Annotated in this window: 17 protein-coding genes; 11 read left to right on the top strand and 6 right to left on the bottom strand. The window is 41.6% G+C overall.

What is annotated here, in order from left to right; genetic code table 11:
- Positions 1-319: 319 nt before the first annotated feature.
- Together LP316_RS13725 and LP316_RS13720 are read left to right on the top strand one after the other, a co-directional pair.
- Positions 320-1,273 (top strand): DUF808 domain-containing protein, encoded by a 954-nt coding sequence (locus LP316_RS13725; RefSeq protein ID WP_193021714.1) that lies wholly within the window; start codon positions 320-322, stop codon positions 1,271-1,273.
- A gap of 118 nt (positions 1,274-1,391) precedes the next feature.
- Positions 1,392-2,522: a porin gene (locus tag LP316_RS13720; RefSeq protein WP_193021713.1), complete on the top strand. Its 1,131-nt coding sequence runs from the start codon at positions 1,392-1,394 to the stop codon at positions 2,520-2,522.
- A 73-nt stretch (positions 2,523-2,595) separates the two neighbouring features.
- Here the strand turns inward: LP316_RS13720 and LP316_RS13715 are convergent, their stop codons facing one another.
- From LP316_RS13715 to LP316_RS13705, 3 genes are all read right to left on the bottom strand, one after another.
- Entirely contained in the window at positions 2,596-3,462 is an 867-nt protein-coding gene (locus LP316_RS13715) for a formylglycine-generating enzyme family protein (protein WP_193021712.1), read from the bottom strand.
- Positions 3,463-3,559: 97 nt separating this feature from the next.
- Positions 3,560-4,303, bottom strand: a complete 744-nt coding sequence (locus LP316_RS13710; RefSeq protein ID WP_193021711.1) for an MBL fold metallo-hydrolase — start codon at positions 4,301-4,303, stop codon at positions 3,560-3,562.
- Positions 4,304-4,452: 149 nt separating this feature from the next.
- A complete protein-coding gene (locus tag LP316_RS13705; protein ID WP_193021710.1) occupies positions 4,453-5,427 on the bottom strand; it encodes an aldo/keto reductase in 975 nt (324 codons plus the stop codon).
- Between the two features lie 140 nt (positions 5,428-5,567).
- Between LP316_RS13705 and LP316_RS13700 the strand changes: the two genes are divergently transcribed.
- Entirely contained in the window at positions 5,568-6,464 is an 897-nt protein-coding gene (locus LP316_RS13700; RefSeq protein WP_193021709.1) for a LysR family transcriptional regulator, read from the top strand.
- Here LP316_RS13700 and LP316_RS13695 read toward each other — a convergent pair.
- Positions 6,461-6,727, bottom strand: coding sequence for a CBU_0592 family membrane protein (locus tag LP316_RS13695; RefSeq protein ID WP_193021708.1), 267 nt, complete (start codon positions 6,725-6,727; stop codon positions 6,461-6,463). The genes LP316_RS13700 and LP316_RS13695 overlap by 4 nt on opposite strands.
- A 235-nt stretch (positions 6,728-6,962) precedes the next feature.
- Positions 6,963-10,016 carry an immune inhibitor A domain-containing protein gene (locus LP316_RS13690; RefSeq protein ID WP_193021707.1) on the bottom strand — a complete coding sequence of 1,018 codons (3,054 nt, stop codon included), beginning with the start codon at positions 10,014-10,016 and terminating at the stop codon, positions 6,963-6,965.
- Between the two features lie 344 nt (positions 10,017-10,360).
- Here LP316_RS13690 and LP316_RS13685 point away from each other — a divergent pair, with 344 nt between their 5' ends.
- From LP316_RS13685 to LP316_RS13655, 7 genes are all read left to right on the top strand, one after another.
- Entirely contained in the window at positions 10,361-10,915 is a 555-nt protein-coding gene (locus LP316_RS13685; RefSeq protein ID WP_193021706.1) for a GNAT family N-acetyltransferase, read from the top strand.
- 78 nt (positions 10,916-10,993) lie between these two features.
- Positions 10,994-11,683 (top strand): potassium channel family protein, encoded by a 690-nt coding sequence (locus LP316_RS13680; RefSeq protein ID WP_193021705.1) that lies wholly within the window; start codon positions 10,994-10,996, stop codon positions 11,681-11,683.
- Positions 11,684-11,718: 35 nt separating this feature from the next.
- A complete protein-coding gene (locus tag LP316_RS13675; protein ID WP_193021704.1) occupies positions 11,719-12,954 on the top strand; it encodes an NADH:flavin oxidoreductase/NADH oxidase family protein in 1,236 nt (411 codons plus the stop codon).
- 62 nt (positions 12,955-13,016) lie between these two features.
- Positions 13,017-13,352, top strand: a complete 336-nt coding sequence (locus LP316_RS13670; RefSeq protein ID WP_193021703.1) for a PadR family transcriptional regulator — start codon at positions 13,017-13,019, stop codon at positions 13,350-13,352.
- Positions 13,345-13,860 (top strand): permease prefix domain 1-containing protein, encoded by a 516-nt coding sequence (locus LP316_RS13665; RefSeq protein WP_193021702.1) that lies wholly within the window; start codon positions 13,345-13,347, stop codon positions 13,858-13,860. Before LP316_RS13670 ends, LP316_RS13665 begins: the two co-directional genes overlap by 8 nt.
- A gap of 31 nt (positions 13,861-13,891) precedes the next feature.
- Positions 13,892-14,641 (top strand): SDR family oxidoreductase, encoded by a 750-nt coding sequence (locus tag LP316_RS13660; RefSeq protein ID WP_193021701.1) that lies wholly within the window; start codon positions 13,892-13,894, stop codon positions 14,639-14,641.
- 85 nt (positions 14,642-14,726) lie between these two features.
- Positions 14,727-15,140, top strand: coding sequence for a GNAT family N-acetyltransferase (locus LP316_RS13655; protein WP_193021700.1), 414 nt, complete (start codon positions 14,727-14,729; stop codon positions 15,138-15,140).
- A 73-nt stretch (positions 15,141-15,213) separates the two neighbouring features.
- Here LP316_RS13655 and megL read toward each other — a convergent pair whose 3' ends face one another.
- The gene (gene megL / locus LP316_RS13650) at positions 15,214-16,443 is read right to left on the bottom strand and encodes a methionine gamma-lyase (protein WP_193021699.1); all 1,230 of its coding nucleotides are present in this window, start codon (positions 16,441-16,443) and stop codon (positions 15,214-15,216) included.
- A 428-nt stretch (positions 16,444-16,871) separates the two neighbouring features.
- On the opposite strand from megL, the gene LP316_RS13645 reads away from it, so the two are divergent.
- Complete coding sequence (locus LP316_RS13645; protein ID WP_193021698.1) at positions 16,872-18,437, top strand: sigma 54-interacting transcriptional regulator; 1,566 nt, start codon at positions 16,872-16,874, stop codon at positions 18,435-18,437.
- Positions 18,438-18,523 lie beyond the last annotated feature (86 nt).

The raw sequence follows: 18,523 nt of genomic DNA, 5'->3' as shown, positions 1-18,523 counted from the left end.
AATTCAAAGTGAGCTTATGAAAATTAATGCAAAAGATACTGAAAAATGAAAGGAGCCCCCCTGTAACAACGTCAGGGGATGACGGTTCTGCTTTAGCTGGGTTTGGTCGAGTCTCTAAATCACTGTTTAGCGCCGTTCAGATAAGGTAAATCCTGTACTGGCAACCACTACTGATAATTCCACAAATATCTTCAAACTCCTTAACATAGCATTGAGTGGGTTAACTACTTATTTCAACAGGTATATTAACGTAATTTCTTTTTTATTAACGTGTAAAACGTTATTCTATAGGCGTTTTTCTTTTTAGAGATAGGTTTCAATGGCCGGAACGAGTTTATTAGCATTAATTGATGATATTGCCACTTTGTTAGATGATGTGGCCGTTATGTCGAAAGTTGCAGCAAAGAAGACCGCTGGTGTTCTCGGTGACGATTTAGCCGTCAATGCAGAGCAAGTTAGTGGCGTTAAAGCCGACCGTGAATTACCCGTTGTCTGGGCTGTTGCTAAGGGCTCTTTCAAAAATAAGCTCATCCTTGTCCCCGCGGCATTGCTTATTAGTGCTTATTTACCCTGGCTTATTACGCCTTTGTTACTTTTAGGGGGCTGTTTCTTGTGCTATGAAGGTGTTGAAAAAATCGCTCACTGGTTATCGCCTGATAAGCAAGATAGCGATGATCACAAAGCCTTAATTAACGCAGTTAGCACTGATTCCATAGACTTATTAGCGTTTGAAAAGCAAAAGATTAAAGGGGCGATTCGCACTGACTTTATCTTGTCGGCTGAAATTGTCGTGATTGCTTTGGGCACTGTGCAAGAGCAAACTATGCAAATGCAAGCAGCAGTTATTTCTAGTTTAGCCATTTTGATTACTGTCGGCGTATACGGTGTTGTTGCCGGTATTGTTAAGCTCGATGATGCAGGGCTTTATTTAGTGAAAAAGAGCCAGTATGGCCGTGATAATAAGCCAATGTATTGGCTAGGTAGTAGCTTACTTGCGTTTGCGCCAAAATTAATGAAAGCATTGACGATAATTGGTACAGTAGCGATGTTACTTGTTGGCGGTGGTATTTTTACTCACGGCTTGCCGTTTTTACATCATTTAGTGGCTAGTTCATCTGATGCCTTAGATACATCGTCATTTTTAGGTGGTATTTTGAGTGCAATTTCGCCACTATTAATGACGCTGACAGTTGGTTTTATTATCGGTGCAATTGCGTATTTTGCCGTTGAAATTTTCAAAAAACTTCAAGCTAAAAAATCGTTTTCGTCATAGTGCCAAAAACTGGCCTGAGCGGGGTTACAATTCGTTTCATAAACTAAACGTTAAACCTGTTAATTTATTATATATTTTATTTTTTGCACCTTAATCAGTAGCTAGCATTATTTTTGTTATGAACGCGTGGCAATATTTTTCATATTCTTCTATCTCCAAATTTGCGTTTTTGGCAATGCTTATCCCGAGCATTTTGCCAACAGATGCGCGTGCAACTGAAACCATTGATCAATCATTTTGGGATTTTAATAAATTTTACCAAAATGATAACGGTGACTATGTTCACGGTATCGGCCGTATTCATGTCGACTCTGTGCGCGTTGACAGTAAAGAATATGGCCACTTCCAGGACTTCTATTGGCGCCGCTTCAGGTTTGGTCTAGAAAGTCGATTTGATGACATTACTTATACCTTAGATGCCGATTTTAATTTGAACAATGACTATGGCGATACTTTTCGCCGTATCGCAGACGCTAACGTTAGCTTTCTACTTGATTCTGGCGCGCGGGTTAAGGTGTTTAAACAAGCTGTTCCTTTTACTTTGGAAGGTAAAACATCAAGCCGAACATTACTGACGCCTGAGCGCAGTAATCTTGCGAATAACTTGTGGTTTGTTGGTGATTACTTTAATGGCGTGACTGTAACGAATACGTTAGAGAATAACTGGCATTATTTTGCTGGTGCTTACTTGGGAGAATTAGTAAAAGGTATTTCATTTGACACTTCTACGCTTTTTGGACTCTTTTCAATAGGCCGTACTTATGATGCAAACCAATATTGGGATAATGCGCTGTTTTCAATTGATGTATTGGTCAATGATAAAAACCCATTTGAAGGCAATGATGCCTTCTCACAAGTTACGAGTTTTTCCACTAAGTTTGAGCGAGATAGTTGGGGGATCTGGACGGATATCGGCTTTGGTAAGGGACATAAAGAGCAAAGCGATATTTGGGGCTATGAACTCATGCCGTATTACACGCTAAATGATAAGTTTCAATACGTAATGCGCTTTACCTATATTCATTCATCAGATCCGCATGGCATTAGGCAAGGGCGTTATGACAGTGAGTTAACGCAAGGTCGCGGTGATAGGTATAGCGAAATCTATGGTGGTGTTAATTGGTATTTTAATCGCCATAAATTAAAACTTCAGTTGGGATTACAATACGCAGATATGAGTGATAAAACCAATCAGGGGGGCAACTTTAGTGGTGTTGCTTTAACGACAGCATTTCGTTTGTATTGGTAGACGCTAAGCTTTTGTAACCGGCCGTATACTAAAAATGACAGCCTAAGGCTGTCATTTTTATCTGTAAAACAGCTTATTTACTATGCGCTAGGCGAAGGCCTAAGTCTGGCATGCGTACATTGTCACTTGCCATATCTCGTATAAAAACGAACGACTCATCCGCGTGGTATTCATAACCAGAGCCGCGTGTTACTTTCATTTTGATTTTAGCTCGTGGAATGTCTATTACCACATGAGGATCTTTTTTGTCGTGGTACATGTAGGACTTCTCTTCAAAATCATCTGAGCAAAACTCCCACATATTGCCTGTCATATCATACAAACCCAATTCGTTAGGTGCTTTTAAGCCCACGGGCTGAGCTTTTCTATTAGCGTTACCTGAATACCAAGCGACATCATCAATATTATCTGAGCCACTGTACTTGTAACCTTTAGATTTGTTACCACCACGTGCGGCGAATTCCCACTCGGCTTCAGTGGGGAAGCGATAGTTTTTTCCTGTACGGGCGTTGAGTTTAGCTAAAAATATCTCGGCCTGTGTGTAGCTTAAATTATTTAGAGGGCAATCATCACAGTGAAAATAACTCGGATTCCAACCCATCACTTCAATATATAGGTCTTGGGTTACTTCATACTTGCTGATGTAAAAGTCACTCAATTCTACTTCGTGAACAGGCTTTTCTCGGCGACGAGCTTCTGGACTATCTGAGCCCATCAAGAATTTACCGCCTTCGACTAGTACCATCGAATTTTCTAGCTTTTCATTAAGCGCTGTTGGTAGTGGTGATGTGTCGTACTTCGGTTGTTCGGTGTTTGTCGATGCGGCTAAATTAGTTTTGGGTTCTACTGAAGGCTTGAGCTCGGTTGAGCCGCAACCCAGTAATAAGCTAGCCGCTAAAAAGGTAAGAGAGAATTTCAATGTTTTATTTTTGTATCGCATGTTGTTTTATCGTTAATTTGTTCTCCCCTATATTTGTACCAAAAGCGAGATTATTAAACAATCAACAAAATGTATTAAAAGTGTTATCACAGGTGCGCTAACTTAATGATTTAAAGAGCTTATTCTTAACCGATCGCCAATGCGTTTGCGGTACTGAAGGTGAGAGTTCTTCAATCAAGTTAAAATCTAGCGCCGATTTAGGCTGTTTACCACCATGGGCAAGTAAGACGTGGTTGACATCTAGCTGTGCCAACCGCGCTATCGAATTTCGATAGCGATTTGGGTAAAAAATTGGAAATGGCGGAATGTAATTACCTTTTACCGCAACGAGTAAATCAGCGATATATATTTGTTTGGTTGGCAAGTGCATAACAGATAAATCTCTGTCGGTATGGCCTTGAGAAAACAAAACTTGCCAGTCTTCAAATCCTGGAATGACGTCGCCATCATTAAGCTTGATATCAAAGCTCAGGTGTCTTGGGTAGAGGATTTTTTGTTTGCCCTTGCCAATGCGTTTACCAACCCAACGAGCAAGCGCCATATCGGTTAAGTACATAAAGAAGCCATCTATTCCCTGATACCAATGGCCATCAACATTAGCGCCGATCAATTTACAACCGGTGACTTTTCGCAATTCACTGGCAGCGCCGGCGTGATCGGGGTGCATATGGGTTACCACCACGTTTTTTAAACTCGCCAGTGGTAGTTTTAACGTGTTGGTTATGTAATTAGTAACGGTATCAACGTCAGCGCGACAGCAACCATCGAGTAACATCAATTGTTGCGCTTCTTCAACGAGATAGATTTGCTGGATATAGCCGTCAAGCAAGTGAAGCTTCATAAAGTGATAACGCCTGGAAATTAATCTTTAAAAATGACTATCTTACAGGCGCTTGGTGATTAAAATCTAGTGTCTATTACTAACGAACTATTGACAAAAAGAGACACGTCCATTGACATAAAATAACCAGTAACTCACTAAATAAAGCGTTAAGGTAGCTCATGACCTCGTGCCGTTACATATAAACTGTACCAATGCTCGCGTGACAATTCGATACCGTAAACTTGAGCACATGCCTTGATCCTATTGATATTGGTTGTGCCAATAACCGGTTGCATGTTGGCAGGGTGGCGCATTAACCAAGCCAGCACTATCGCCTCTGTTGATACTTGATACTCATCGGCAAGTGTTGCTACAAGTTGTGTTGTTTGCTGTATGTTCTGCGGCTGATCACTAACATCACGGCCACTAAATAATCCCTGTGCTAAGCTCCCCCAAGCTTGTATTTGTACCTTGTGTAGTTGGCAATACTCTAAGGTAGAACTAGCAAAGTTAACACCTGACTCGCCAGAGCAGCCTGAGGTGACAGCATTTTCTATGAAGGCAAGGTGATTGAGGCTCAACTCAAGTTGATTACAAACAATAGGAGCGTCAATGGCTTGTTGTAATAAGGCGATTTGTCCGTGGTGCATATTCGATACGCCTAAGTGCTTAATTTTACCTTGCTGTTTTAATTTTTGGATAACGTCAGCAACTTCATCCATTTGCGCGAGTGGATCGGGGCGGTGTAACAATAAAATATCGAGTTGCTCTATGTGTAATCTAGCAAGAATATTATCAACACTCTCACTGATCCATTGTTTAGAAAAGTCGTAACGCTTAGGGCCAAGATCATCGTTAAACCGGATACCACATTTAGATTGAATCGAAATTGCGTCGCGCAGTGCAGGGCGCTGCTTTAATACTTGACCAAACACTTGCTCTGCTTTGCCAAAGGTATAAATATCGGCGTGATCAAAGCTAGTAATACCCAAGTCTATGCAGGTATCGATAATGTGATGGGTGTGTTGAATGTCTTGTTGGCTAATCGGATTTTGATTCCAACCTCCACCCAGGCCCATGGCACCGTATACAATTCGGCTTGTGTTTGGCAGGTATTGGGTCAAAACGTGTTGTTTGCTCATTGTGCTATCACTGGTTTTTGTTTGTCGTGGCTATTTATTATCACGAAATTGCTTTGTCTAATATATAAGGTAAATAAGAAATGATTGTTCTTTATGTAGTACAATTGTCGTTGGTTGGGGGAATTTGTAGCTAAAGGACCATGGATAATCACAAAAAACTTGAACGCCTGATGTTATTTCACGAGGTTGCAAAAGATCTTAGTTTTACGAAAGCAGCTGAGCGTTTGGCTATTTCTAAAAGCCATCTGTCATTGCAGATCAAAAAGCTTGAGCAAGAAATGAACGTTGCTTTATTAGTTCGTTCTACGCGCAGCGTTAAACTCACCGAGCAAGGTCAGGCGATTGCTCGGCAAACACAAGATATTCAAGGTTCACTCATTGATATTGAACGATCGGTAAATGCTGGTAAAGAGCAAATTACCGGCGTCATCAAATTGACTGCGCCGCTCCTATTTACCCAAGCGATACTACTCAATATCTGCCAAAAGTTTAAACAGCGCTATGCTGAAGTTAGCTTCGCTATTGATTGTAGTTATACTCCTCATGACTTACACCAAAGTGATTATGACTTAGCATTTCGTGCGACTTCGCAGCCGCCACAAAATATGGTTGCTCGAGCGCTACTACCATATCAAACGATCTGTTATGCATCACCGAGCTATCTTGCCGAAAATGGGACGCCAACATCGGTCGACGAATTAACGCTTCATCAGTGTCTAGCTGGGCAAGACCAACGGGTTTGGCAATTTAAATCGGGCGAAGTACCGATAAACGGCTGGCTGCAACTAAATGATAATAACTTATTGAAAAATCAGGCAGTAGCAGGGAGTGGAATAGTGAAAATACCGGATTATTTTGCAAAAAAAGAGGTAGCACTGGGAGAGTTGCTACCTTTATTGCAACATCAAAGCTTGCAGGAGCGGACAATTTATCTGCTATACCCACAAGTGATTTTTCAATCAAAAAAACTCAAGACTTTCATCGAATTTGTCTTCGATGAAATCAAGTATCTAAAACATGTAAAAAGGGATAGCTAAGAGGCTGAGACTACCGCGTTCTTGTCACTGCGCCAATAGTTGACCAAGCCAATTAACGAGGCTGCAATCCAAAATAGCTCGATAACAAAACTTGCTAAATTAAAGTTATAGCACAGGCTGATCAGTAGCAAAATCGCGCCAATAAGATTCATTAAATTGTAAGTGAGGCTAGTTGGCGTAATTTTTTTCAGTTGTAGTAGGAAAAAACAACCAACCACTAAAAATGTGCCAGACATACCAATTATGTCGAACAATAAGTCCATAAGAATACTCCAAGCTAAGAAGTGTGATCCAAATTGCTGGCCCTGTCCGTGGGAAGGATCTTCTCTAATCCGTGAAACAGCTTGTCGCGGCTAAATTTTCTAAGGCAGTAACGTTACCTAGTTTTTAGCGAAAGCGTATTATAGAGTTCGTTATGAAAATGTAAATAATAAAGTGAGTAAATCGCAAAAAATAAAGCCAACAGTTGTTGGCTTTATTAAGACGATGGTGTGTAAACTAGCCGCGTTTTCTGGCTAAGGCACAACCAAGTACGATTAATAACCATGCCATCGAACCACCACCAGAGCTAGAGCTCGTTGATGTTGTCGTTGTCGGCGCAGGACGTGCTGTTACCGTTACCGACATAGTGTCTTCAGCAACATTACCGTTTGCATCTGTTACACTCACCGAGACATTGTAGGTACCAGCACTAGCGTAGGTATGGCTAGGGTTTGCTTGGCTAGATGTATTGCCGTCGCCAAATGCCCATGCATAAGTGTAATCAGCACTACCGCCGGATACTGACGAGATAAAGTTAACGGTTAAATAACTCACTGTTCGGGTAATAGAAACGGCAACACGGTCGACAATATCTATGTTTAAGGTTCGCACCAGTTGTTGGTTAATTTCATCGGTTACCGTCAAGGTTACATCGTAATTGTTCTCTTGTTCGTAATCGTGAGATGCGCTTTGGCCAGCAACGATGTCTTCGCCGTCACCAAAGTTCCACCGGTAGGTTAACTCGCCAACACCACCGGTAACGTCAGCATCAACAGTTAACGTTAAACCTGTTAGGTTGGCAACAATTTCACCGTCTAGTGCTTCACCAACCGATAGTGCTTTTTCGACGGTTTTAGTGCCAGTATTTGAGCTGTAACTCACTTCAACATCGTAACTACCTGCGCTCGCATAGGTATGCTCAATTGTGCGTCCCATAAGGCTAGTGCCGTCACCTAGGCTCCAAGTTATTGACGTTGCGTCGGCAATATCTTGTGCTTCTAGGGTTAAAGTGACCGTTAAGCCTTGGCGCTCAGCTTCAACGCGCTGCATGCCATTATTAGAAATCGTCAAATCAGCGCTACTGTAATCGCTAGCAATTGTTTCAACTAACATCTTCATGCCAACGAAAGGTAGGTCTATACCTGATTCAGGTTGAGCGGGGAATGAATAATCTAAGCTATCGTCAAATAGGTCGAAGACTGAGGTTTCGTTATCGAAATTAGTCGCTGTATGCGGCAATATTCTAAATGCAGCATCACTGATTTGTGTACTGGTGTTATATAAGCGACCTGATGATGATTTGATTGGGCGTTGATCAGCATCAACAACACCAATTTGTACTTTACCAGGGTGAGCATTAACTTGGTTATTTGCTACCCCTGTATCGCTATACCAGAGTAAAACACCTGAATGGTAATTTACCGAAGGTAACATGCTGTCGGTATCATTTGCACTGCGTAACTGGACGTAATAATGATGTGCCGCGCCATCAATAGTGTTAGTAATTCTGCTAAAGCCGTCTAAGGTAAAGCCTGCATTCGTTTCTGCATCTAAACGAGCAACATTTTCACTGGCGGTATCAATTGAGATATCGTCAGCCATAAAACCGTAACCGCCTTCAAATTGGTCGGTTTTGTATAAAAAGCTTACGGTAACGCTTTGGTTAGCAAAGCTCGAGAGATCAAAGGATAAGTCTACCCAAGCCAAGTCGCCCTCAGCGCCTGCAATGTCTGCTGAATCACCCGTGATAAAATGAGTAACGTTTTGATAGTATTCATTCGTCACTTTGGTGTGGTTACCGGCAATCGCTTGACCATCAACCATAACTTGTAGGTAATCGTAGTCTACTTCGATATTCCAGCGAGCCTTCATGGTCAGCGTTGCAGCATCAGCTGGTAAGGTTACGTCAAAACTCATGGTATTGGTTTTTTCATCACCATTGCCAGAATAAAACTGATAATCACCAGTGTAAGGTGCGCCGATCGGCACTTGCTGTGGTGGTAGAGAAACTTTTAGCTGGTTGACGCCTGATTCGTGATTTGTTGCCGCTACTAAAGATTTAGCTTCGCTGCTGATTTGATCGAATTCAATGATCTCTTGGTTGATCCAATTACCGCCATAGCGGGTTTGGAAATAATCCCTACCATAAGGGCTAAATGAAACAGGTGATGTGCCTGCCGGAGAGCCGACCCAACTGCCAGAGGCCATCACTGACCAATCGCCAACAGGTGAGCCGTATTGACCATTTAGCGTGTCGTATTCATCAGGCAAACCTAAGTCGTGACCAAATTCATGGACAACAACACCGGTAGCTGCATCAATAGGGTTGATTGTATAGCCAAATAATCTAACATCTGAACCGGGAACATCTACCGGCTGTTGGTTTTCGTCAAAGACAAAGAATCGATGTGACCAAATAGCATCATCACCTAACACGCCACCACCAGCTTCTTCGCCAACACTTGAGTGGAAAAGCATCACGTGATCAATAATGCCATCTGGCTCGTTAACATTGCCGTCGCCGTCGATGTCAAAAAAGTCTGTTTGATCGTACTCAGCCAGATCAATGCCTTGCTCAGCTACGGCTTTTGTAACCGCTTCTAACACGAGTGCCTGAACGTCTATATCATCGCCATCATCGCCGTTAGCACCGTAATCGGCAGCATCGTTATCGGCAGTTACCCAGCCAACTGCGTTACCGGTAAAATTAAGGCTTTGGCCTGATTCTTCTTGATAAAACTGATAAGCCGACTGGATATTTTGACCGCTTGGGCCAGTGTAACCGGTTTGTGAAAAAAGCAGGTCGTTGTAGTGTTCAGCTGAATAATCACTGTAGTACATATCGGTATCACTAGCCGATAGACGGTTGTCATTATAGGGTAGATCAGGGAAATCAATCATGATCGCTAACACTTTGACTGTGGTGTTAACGACAGCGCTCGCCGACTTTTCTTGGCTAAATAAGCGTTGCTTTTGATATTTGCTTGGTAATTTTTTACCGCTGATCGCCATATGAGGCGCTTGTTCAGCATCCATGACTTTAGCACCAAAACTACCGTTTAATTTGGCTCGTCCAAAGTTTTTGTTCGCAATAAAGTTTTTTATCGCCGCTCGACGTGTGGCTTCATCGGCAAGTGGAGAAAGCTCTCCGCGCTTTTCAAGCCAATATAAAATACGCGCCTCATTAATAACGCCGACATCAGCTGGTGTGCCTTGGTGCTTACTCGCAAATACAGGGCTAGCAGCCACAATACTGGCAAGCGCAAGGCTTGTTATCTTTCCTCTAAGCATACTTGATTATCTCCGTTGATATCCCTTTCTGATTTTATTTTGCAATACAGGCACGGCTATGCCTGATGGTATATTTATTACGCATGATAGCGAGAGTGCAGATTAAAAAAAAGAAGTTTGTTAATATTTTGTTAACATTGTTTGGCATTTATTATGTGTTTTTGCCATATAAGCGATGGGGAAGTCAAAAATCTTAAGCTAACTAGTTGATAATAATGGATGTAAGTGATTACTTTTAATAGGTTAGCTAATTGCTTATCCAGCGCTCATGTTATTTAAATGCTGGCTAAATAAGTGTTAACACGGTAGTGTGGTCAACAATTCTTTAACACTACAAACCTCAGATGCTAGCGCTAACCATTGTTGATTCGATAAATAATTTGGTATTTCAAACACCGAGGCTGTTGATCGAGAAACTCACAGATAAATATTTTGATAATTGCCTTGCCCACGAACTTGATCCGGTCATGCAAAAGTACATAAAAGATGTTCCTACGCTAGACGAAGCGAAAAAGCTAGTTAAAAGCTCGATCAAACCTTGGACGGGTGAAGAAGGCCAATGGGTTACATTTGCCCTCGTTGACAAAGTCGATGGTAACTATATTGGTGAACTATTTTGTCGCTATGAATCTATTGACTATCAGCGAATAGAAATCGGATTTCGACTGTCGACGTTATACCAGCAAAAAGGCTTGATGACTGAGGCACTGGCTGAGTTTTTAAGGCAGCTTACGCAAATTGCTCAACCGACTAAGTTTATTGGCTATTGTATCAACGACAACATGGCTTCAAAAAAGACCATGACAAAGCAAGGCATGATACAAGAGGGCATATTGCGCAAGCATTCCACGGTAAACGGGGTTTGGTATGATGAGTGTGTGATGGGTTTGGTGTTATAAAGTCGCGCTATATTGCGCTAGACTTAACCTAACTTTATTTTTATTTTTATTCTAATTAAAGGGATTACTGAACGCGTTATGGCTAAAATTGGTAATATTTCACATCACGATAACTTTTTTTACTTAACACTCTCACTTACCGTGTTGTTATTCGGTATCGCACTATCTCATCAATTTTTTGATGCTTCAAGTCAGCGTTTGATGTTGACTTCTATCGCAATGGTGTTGCTCGTTTCTGTACTCGGTGTTAAAGAAAATTTAAATTTCAAAGAGCCAGCCGTTTTTTTACCGATTTTGAGCTGTACTTTAATCATTGTTGGCTATCAACTTAATATTTACCATTTTTATCTTTTTCAATTGGTGATGCTACTTATCTTTTTCGGCTATATGGCTTACCACGTTGCAGTTCAGGTGATATTTACCGGGCCGATAGATCTGAACAAAATATTAGGATCGATTTGTCTGTATTATTTGATCGGTTTAACCTTTGCTATTTTATACACCTTATGTCAAATGACTATAGGTCCTGCCTTTAGTAACAGCACTGAAACTCAACACTGGTACTTACTACTCCCAGATTATATTTATTACTCGTTTGTTATTCTATCAACCGTTGGTTTTGGTGATATTGTGCCATCACAGCCAATTACTAAATTTTTGGCTTATTTTGAGGCGATCATCGGCCAATTTTATCTTGCCATTTTGGTTGCAAGTTTAGTCAGTTCAGCAGCGACGCAACGCAAGCTTAAACGCTCATTGAATGATTAAGCGTTAATTAATGCAAAGTAGTTGGAATGTATCACATGGCAAATCAACCTTTTGAAAAACTTACCTTGGCCAGTGGCCTTACCCTGAAAAATCGCTGTGTAAAAGCGGCGATGGAAGAAAGCTTAGGCAATACGCAACAGCTACCCGATCGTGAAATTGAGCGCTTGTATCAAAAATGGTCAAACGGCGGTGTAGGTTTGATTATCACCGGTAACGTGATGATCGATAAACTGGCGATGACGGGGCCCGGTGGGCTTGTCTTAGAAAATGAAGGTGCAGTGAGTGCATTTGCCAAACAAGCAAAAGCAGGGCAACACAACGACTGTAAAATCGTCATGCAGATCAATCACCCCGGTCGGCAGGTCTATAAAAAGATGCAAGGCAAAGTACTTTCGCCTTCAGCTATTCCGCTAGATTTAGGTAAACATTCTAGTTTGTTTGGTGTGCCTAAAGCGATGAATGAAAATGAAATAATGGACGTGATCAAACGCTTTATTACCACCGCTCTTTTGGCCGAAAAGGCTGGTTTTAATGGTATTCAAGTGCATGCAGCGCATGGCTATTTGATTTCACAATTCTTATCGCCATTAGTTAATAAACGAGATGATCAATGGGGTGGTAGCCTCAATAACAGAGCGCGTTTGTTACTCGAGGTGGTTAGCGGCATCAAAGCAGCTGTGAGCTCTTCTTTTTCTGTTTCGGTTAAGCTAAATTCGGCTGACTTTCAGCGCGGTGGATTTGATGTTGATGAGGCTGAGCAAGTTGTTGCTATGTTGGGTAACTTAGGCGTTGACTTTGTTGAGCTTTCAGGCGGTAGTTACGAAGCAGCAGCGATGCAGGGGGTCACTAAAGACGGTCGCACGCTAGAACGCGAAGCCTATTTTTTAAGCTTTGCACAACAAATAGCGAAAAGCGCAACAATCCCCATTATGACGACCGGTGGTGTTACCCAGCTTGCGACAGTTGAACGCGTGCTTGAGCAAAATATCGCGCTTGTTGGTATTGCCTCAGCATTAGCTTTTCAGCCTGATTTAATTAATCAATGGCAGTTACAACCAGACTTCCAAGCTAAAATCTTACACCCGAGTTTTAAAGATAAAACATTACATGCCTTAACAACCATGGCGATCATTCGACGACAACTGATTCGACTAGGCGAAGGAAAATCGAGTCAAAAATCTCAATGTAGCCTCATTTCTCTTGTTCGCGATCAACTTCGCTCTGCTCGATTGACCAAGCGCTATCTGCGCAATAATTCAACACTAAGTTGACATACCTAGAATCTCTATGTATCTTTTATACCTAGATGTTCTAGGTATGAGGTTTTTCTACAATGGATTTACCCAAAGATATGGTGGCAGCGTCTTCGACTCCGCTTGTATTAGCTATTTTAAACAAGGGCGATAGTTATGGTTACGATATCATTGCTCAGGTTAAAACACTGTCTTGTGGGGAAATGCAGTGGGCTGATGGTATGCTTTACCCGATCATGCACCGGTTAGAAAAAAAAGCGTTAATTCAGTCATACTGGGGGCAGTCATCGAATGGTCGCAAACGCAAGTATTATCAAATTACTGCGTTGGGCCAAAGTGAGCTGATGTCACTAACCAATAAATGGCGCAAGCTCAATGAAATGCTGCAAAGCTTGGTAGGAGAAGAGCATGTTTGATTTAGACACTGAAGTTAACCTGTGGTTTGATACATTAACCGAGATTAATGCGATAAACAGCGAGAGTTTAGACGAGTTAAAAGATCATCTGTACAGTGAAATAGAAGCACAAATAGCGCAAGGTAAATCACAGCAACAAGCCTTTTATATCGCCACGAGTAAACTGGGCGATCAAGAACAGATAAAAGCGGAATTTGCCAAAAATCGCGAGCGATTATTTAAATTGTGTCAAGCACAACAAGACGAAAGCTTTGATGCGCTATTACTTGAACAAGAAGATAAACAGCAAAAGAGTTTATCTAAAATGATGATAGGTAATGCATTGATTTGGGCGTCAGCAATGATCGGCAGTGCATTATTAATTAAAGGCCATGACAATAGCCAGTCAGTATTGATGTTATTGATTGCCCTGTGGTTTGCTTCGACCTATTTATTTGGCGATATGAAAAAAGCAGCAAAGGCCGAATGCGCTTATTTTCGCAAGCTATTAGGTTTTAACAAGGCCTGATAGAACAAAATAAACAACAAGAAGAATAACTATGACAAGACGAAATATACTGATCACAGGTGCTAGCTCAGGCTTAGGGTATACCATGGCTATGCTTTACGCCAAACAAGGCAGAAACTTAGCGTTGTGCGCGCGCAGAATGGAAAGGCTAGAAGCGCTTAAAGCTAAATTGCTCGAACAAAATCCAGATATTCAGGTGGAAATTTACCTGCTAGATGTCAATGATCACGACCGCGTGTTTGAGGTGTTTAATCAAGCCAAGCAGGATTTTGGCTGTATCGATAGGGTAATAGTCAATGCAGGAATGGGCAAAGGTGCATCGGTGGGTACAGGCTATTTTTCGGCAAATTTGCAGACAGCACAAACTAACTTTGTTGCCGCTTTGGCTCAATGTGAAGCTGCGATGGCTATCTTCAGAGAGCAAAAAGCGGGGCATTTGGTGACCATCTCATCTATTAGTGCTGTGCGTGGCTTTAGACGGGCGTTAACTGTATATGCCGCAACCAAGGCGGGGTTAACTGCTCTTACCGAGGGGATTCGCATTGATGTTATGAATACACCCATAAAAGTCAGTTGTATTCACCCTGGATTTATTAAAAGTGAAATTAATGAAAAAGTAGAAAAAGTCCCGTTCATGGTCGACACAGAAACGGGTTGTAAAGCCATCATAAACGCAATAGAAAAAGAGCAAGCGAATGCTTATGTACCGAGTTGGCCATGGGCTATATTGCATCGAGTACTGCGCATAGCGCCGGATAGTTGGATCAGAAAAATGAGCTAGTTTACGCGGCTATTTGTTAACTAAATAACCTGAATTCGGAATAACTGGTATAAGAAACCGACAAAATCATCAGAAAAAGTAGTCTATGAAATTTACCATTGCGCATGAAAATTATCAGCAAGTTTCCGATTGTTTGAGTCGTGAAATCGTCGCATTTAATCACCAACACTGGGATTTAAAAAACAAAATACCTTTAGCGATCTGTCAAACAGATGACAGCGATAATATGATTGCTGGCGTTTCAGGGATCGCTTTTGGCAATTGGCTTAATATTGAGCGCTTGTGGGTGGCAGAGCAATTGCGCGGCAAAGGAATGGGTGAAAAGTTACTCAATGCGATAGAGCTTGAAGCCAAAAAGCTTGGTTGTAAATATGCCTTGGTAGATACCCTTGAATTCCAAGCAAAACCTTTTTACCAAGCACATGGTTATCAGGTGCAGTGGCAGCAAGATAATTATCCGCTGACAGGTACGCGCTACTATCTGAAGAAAGCTCTTTGAGTACTATTTCAAAAGTAAAAGCCTTCGTGTTTAGTGAAGGCTTTTTGTTAGGTTAACCTGAACTTGGGATAAGTTAAGCAACTTGTTGTGCTGACTTTTGGCGTTCAACTAATTTGTCAAACGCTTGCGATAAATCATCGATAATATCGTCGACATGCTCTAAACCCACTGAGATTCGAATCAAGGTGTCGCTAATGCCTGCTTTAGCGCGCTCTTCGGCAGTATAAGGCGAGTGTGTCATTGAGGCTGGGTGTTGAATTAATGATTCGGCATCGCCCAGGCTTACGGCAATTGACAGCAATTTCATTTGATCGATAAAAAACGCGCCATCTTCTAACGAACCATCAAGTTCAAAGGCTATTACCCCGCCCGCTGCTTTCATTTGTTTACCGATAAATTGATAACCGGCATGAGATTTTAAGCCTGGGTAATGAACCTGTTTGATCGCCTTGTGACCCTCTAAATACTCTGCAACAGTTTGCGCGTTGCTGCAGTGTCTATCCATGCGTACTGGCAGGGTTTTAAGCCCGCGAATAATTAACCAAGCATCGTGTGGGCTCATGGTCGCACCAATATCTTTTAACGACGTCATCTTGATTTCGTTGATCATCTCCTCACTACCACAAATAATACCGGCAACGACATCACCGTGGCCGTTAAGGTATTTAGTTGCACTGTGTATAATTAGATCAAAACCAAATTGCGCTGGTTTTTGTAGGTAAGGTGTTAAAAACGTATTGTCAACGATAGAAATCAACTGGTGCTGCTGAGCAATGCTACCTATAGCTTCAAGATCAAGCACGACAAGATTTGGGTTAATTGGCGTTTCTAAAAAAATAACCTTGGTATTGGGCTTTATCGCCTTGATGATATTTTCAGGCTCTGTCATATCGACAAAGCTCACTTCGATACCAAACTTGGTTAGCATATGTGACATCAAGGCAAATGAACAGCCATAAACAGCTTTCGATGAGATCAAATGATCGCCAGCGCTCAAATTCGCCAACAATGCTGCAGATACAGCGCCCATGCCGGTTGCAGTTGCCGCTGCTGCTTCTGTTCCTTCTAATGCTGCAACCGTTTGCTCTAATTGTGTTGTTGTTGGGTTGCCAAGACGAGAATAAATATAACCTTGCTCTTCGCCGGCAAAGCGCTTTGCTCCTTGCTGAGCATTCTCAAAGGTAAAGGTAGACGTTTGATATAACGGGGTGGCGAGCGAACCAAATTGCTCATCTTTAATTGAGCCACCGTGGATAGCACGCGTTTCAATGTTAAATTGCTGCTTTGCGTTCTTGTCTGACATGAATACTTTCCTGTTGCTAATGTGTTGCTGTCATTATTGTTGTCTTGCAACACGTTTATTTATACTTGCTTGTTTGTCTTTTGTTTATTGTTTAGTTTTGTTTTGACAAACGTATTAGTGAGATGGCTTTTGGTTATTAACGCTCAACCTCACCGCAGGTTACTTTTAGCAAGATTGTGACCAATAGTATTTACTGCTTATTTTTCAGTTGGTTATCTGGTTTTGATAATGCTATTTACAAAGAAAACAGGCTTTTTGTAATAAATTTATGACAAACACTGAGGTTTATCCAAGTTAAGCCATTATTTCAAATGTGAGGTTGTTATATTTATCCTTGTTTGTCTTGGCAAAACGCAGTCCTATCTATCTATTGACTATTTATTTATCTCTGTCATATTTATATGACGATATGTAATAAATTTGTGACAATGAAATTAGCTATTTCACTTCAAGATAAACTCGGTGTTTCGCAAAAGGTATTAACGGCTATTGCTAGTCATGGCTGGAACGTAATCGCGATGGAGGTTGAAACTGGGCTTATCTATTTAGATATTGAAGGCCAACAAACCTCATTAACCGACGTAACCAGTGCGCTAAGTCAGTTACCTGAATTTATCACCTGTCATCAAATAGATGTAATGCCAAGTGCGTTAAAGGAGCAACATTTACAGGCGCTACTTGCTAGAATTTCTGAACCCATCTTAGATATTGATAAACACGGCGTCGTTATTACTGCCAATCAAGCTGCAGTGAAGCTATTTGGCTCAAAAAATCGCTCAACGGCGATATTAGGTAGCCAGATTAACTCGCTGATCAATTTAACGAGTAAAGATATTCAAGGCCAGTCTAGGCGCTCAATATCTATCACCGTGAAGCAAATGAACTTTATTGCAGATATTACTTCCGTTTATAGCGAGCAAGATTATCAGGGCGCGGTTATTATGCTGCGAGAAACTCGAGCGTTAGGGCGGCAAATATCAGCATTACAAAATACCAAACCGCTTGACGATGGTATAGCTGCGATTATTAGCCAATCAGCGCAAATGCAACAAGTAAAAGAGCAAGCGATGCGCTTTGCCGCGCTCGATTTACCCGTATTATTGCGCGGTGAAACCGGAACGGGTAAAGAGCTACTTGCTCGCGCTATTCATCAAAGCTCGGCGCGCAATCAGCAACCATTTCTTGCGATAAATTGCGCCACCTTACCTGAGCATTTATTAGAAAGTGAATTATTTGGCTATCAAGCTGGCGCGTTTACCGGTGCGAGTAAAGCTGGTAAGCCGGGTTTGTTAGAGCTGGCTGAAGGCGGTACCATTTTTCTCGATGAAATCGCTGAAATGTCGGTCTATTTGCAGGCCAAGTTATTACGATTTTTAGAGAATTATCAATTTAGGCGCGTTGGTGGTACACAAGAATTGAATGCTAATGTGAGGATCATATCAGCCACCCATCAAGATCTTGAGAGCAACATTGAACAACAAGCATTTAGGGAAGACTTATATTATCGACTCAATGTTTTATCAATCCAGATACCACCGCTAAGACAGCGATTAGATGATTTAGCTTTATTGATCCCACACTTTTTAAAACTTGCTGCCCAACAAGTCGATCTCATTCAACCTAGCTTAAGTGACGATGCCTATCAACAACTTGCTAGTTATCAGTGGCCGGGCAATATTCGACAATTACAAAACAGCCTGTTTCGAATTGTCGCTTTGGCGAAATCCAGTGTCATTACGCAAGCAGACATTATTCAAGTACTCAATGAGTTTAGCCATACAATGCAGGGGAATAATGCGAAGCGCGGTGAAACTGAGCACGCTGGCAGTGACTATCGGAATTGTCAAAACTGGCAAGAGGCGCAAGACTTATTTGAGCACACCTTACTCAGCCAACTTTACCCACAATTTCACTCAACTAGGGCTTTGGCAAAGCGCTTAGGCGTTTCACACAATAAGATTGCGATGAAGCTAAGACAACACAAGCTGTCTTAGGTAACGGTAATCGTAGATTTATAAACTAACAGGTTTGGTTTAAAGGTTTTGGCTATTCTCTGTTCGACTCTACCAAACCCTACTGC

The organism is Thalassotalea sp. LPB0316 (assembly GCF_014898095.1).
GTDB lineage: Bacteria > Pseudomonadota > Gammaproteobacteria > Enterobacterales > Alteromonadaceae > Thalassotalea_G.
The sequence above is the reverse complement of the archived record's forward strand: the minus strand, read 5'-3'. Positions and strand labels throughout refer to the sequence as shown.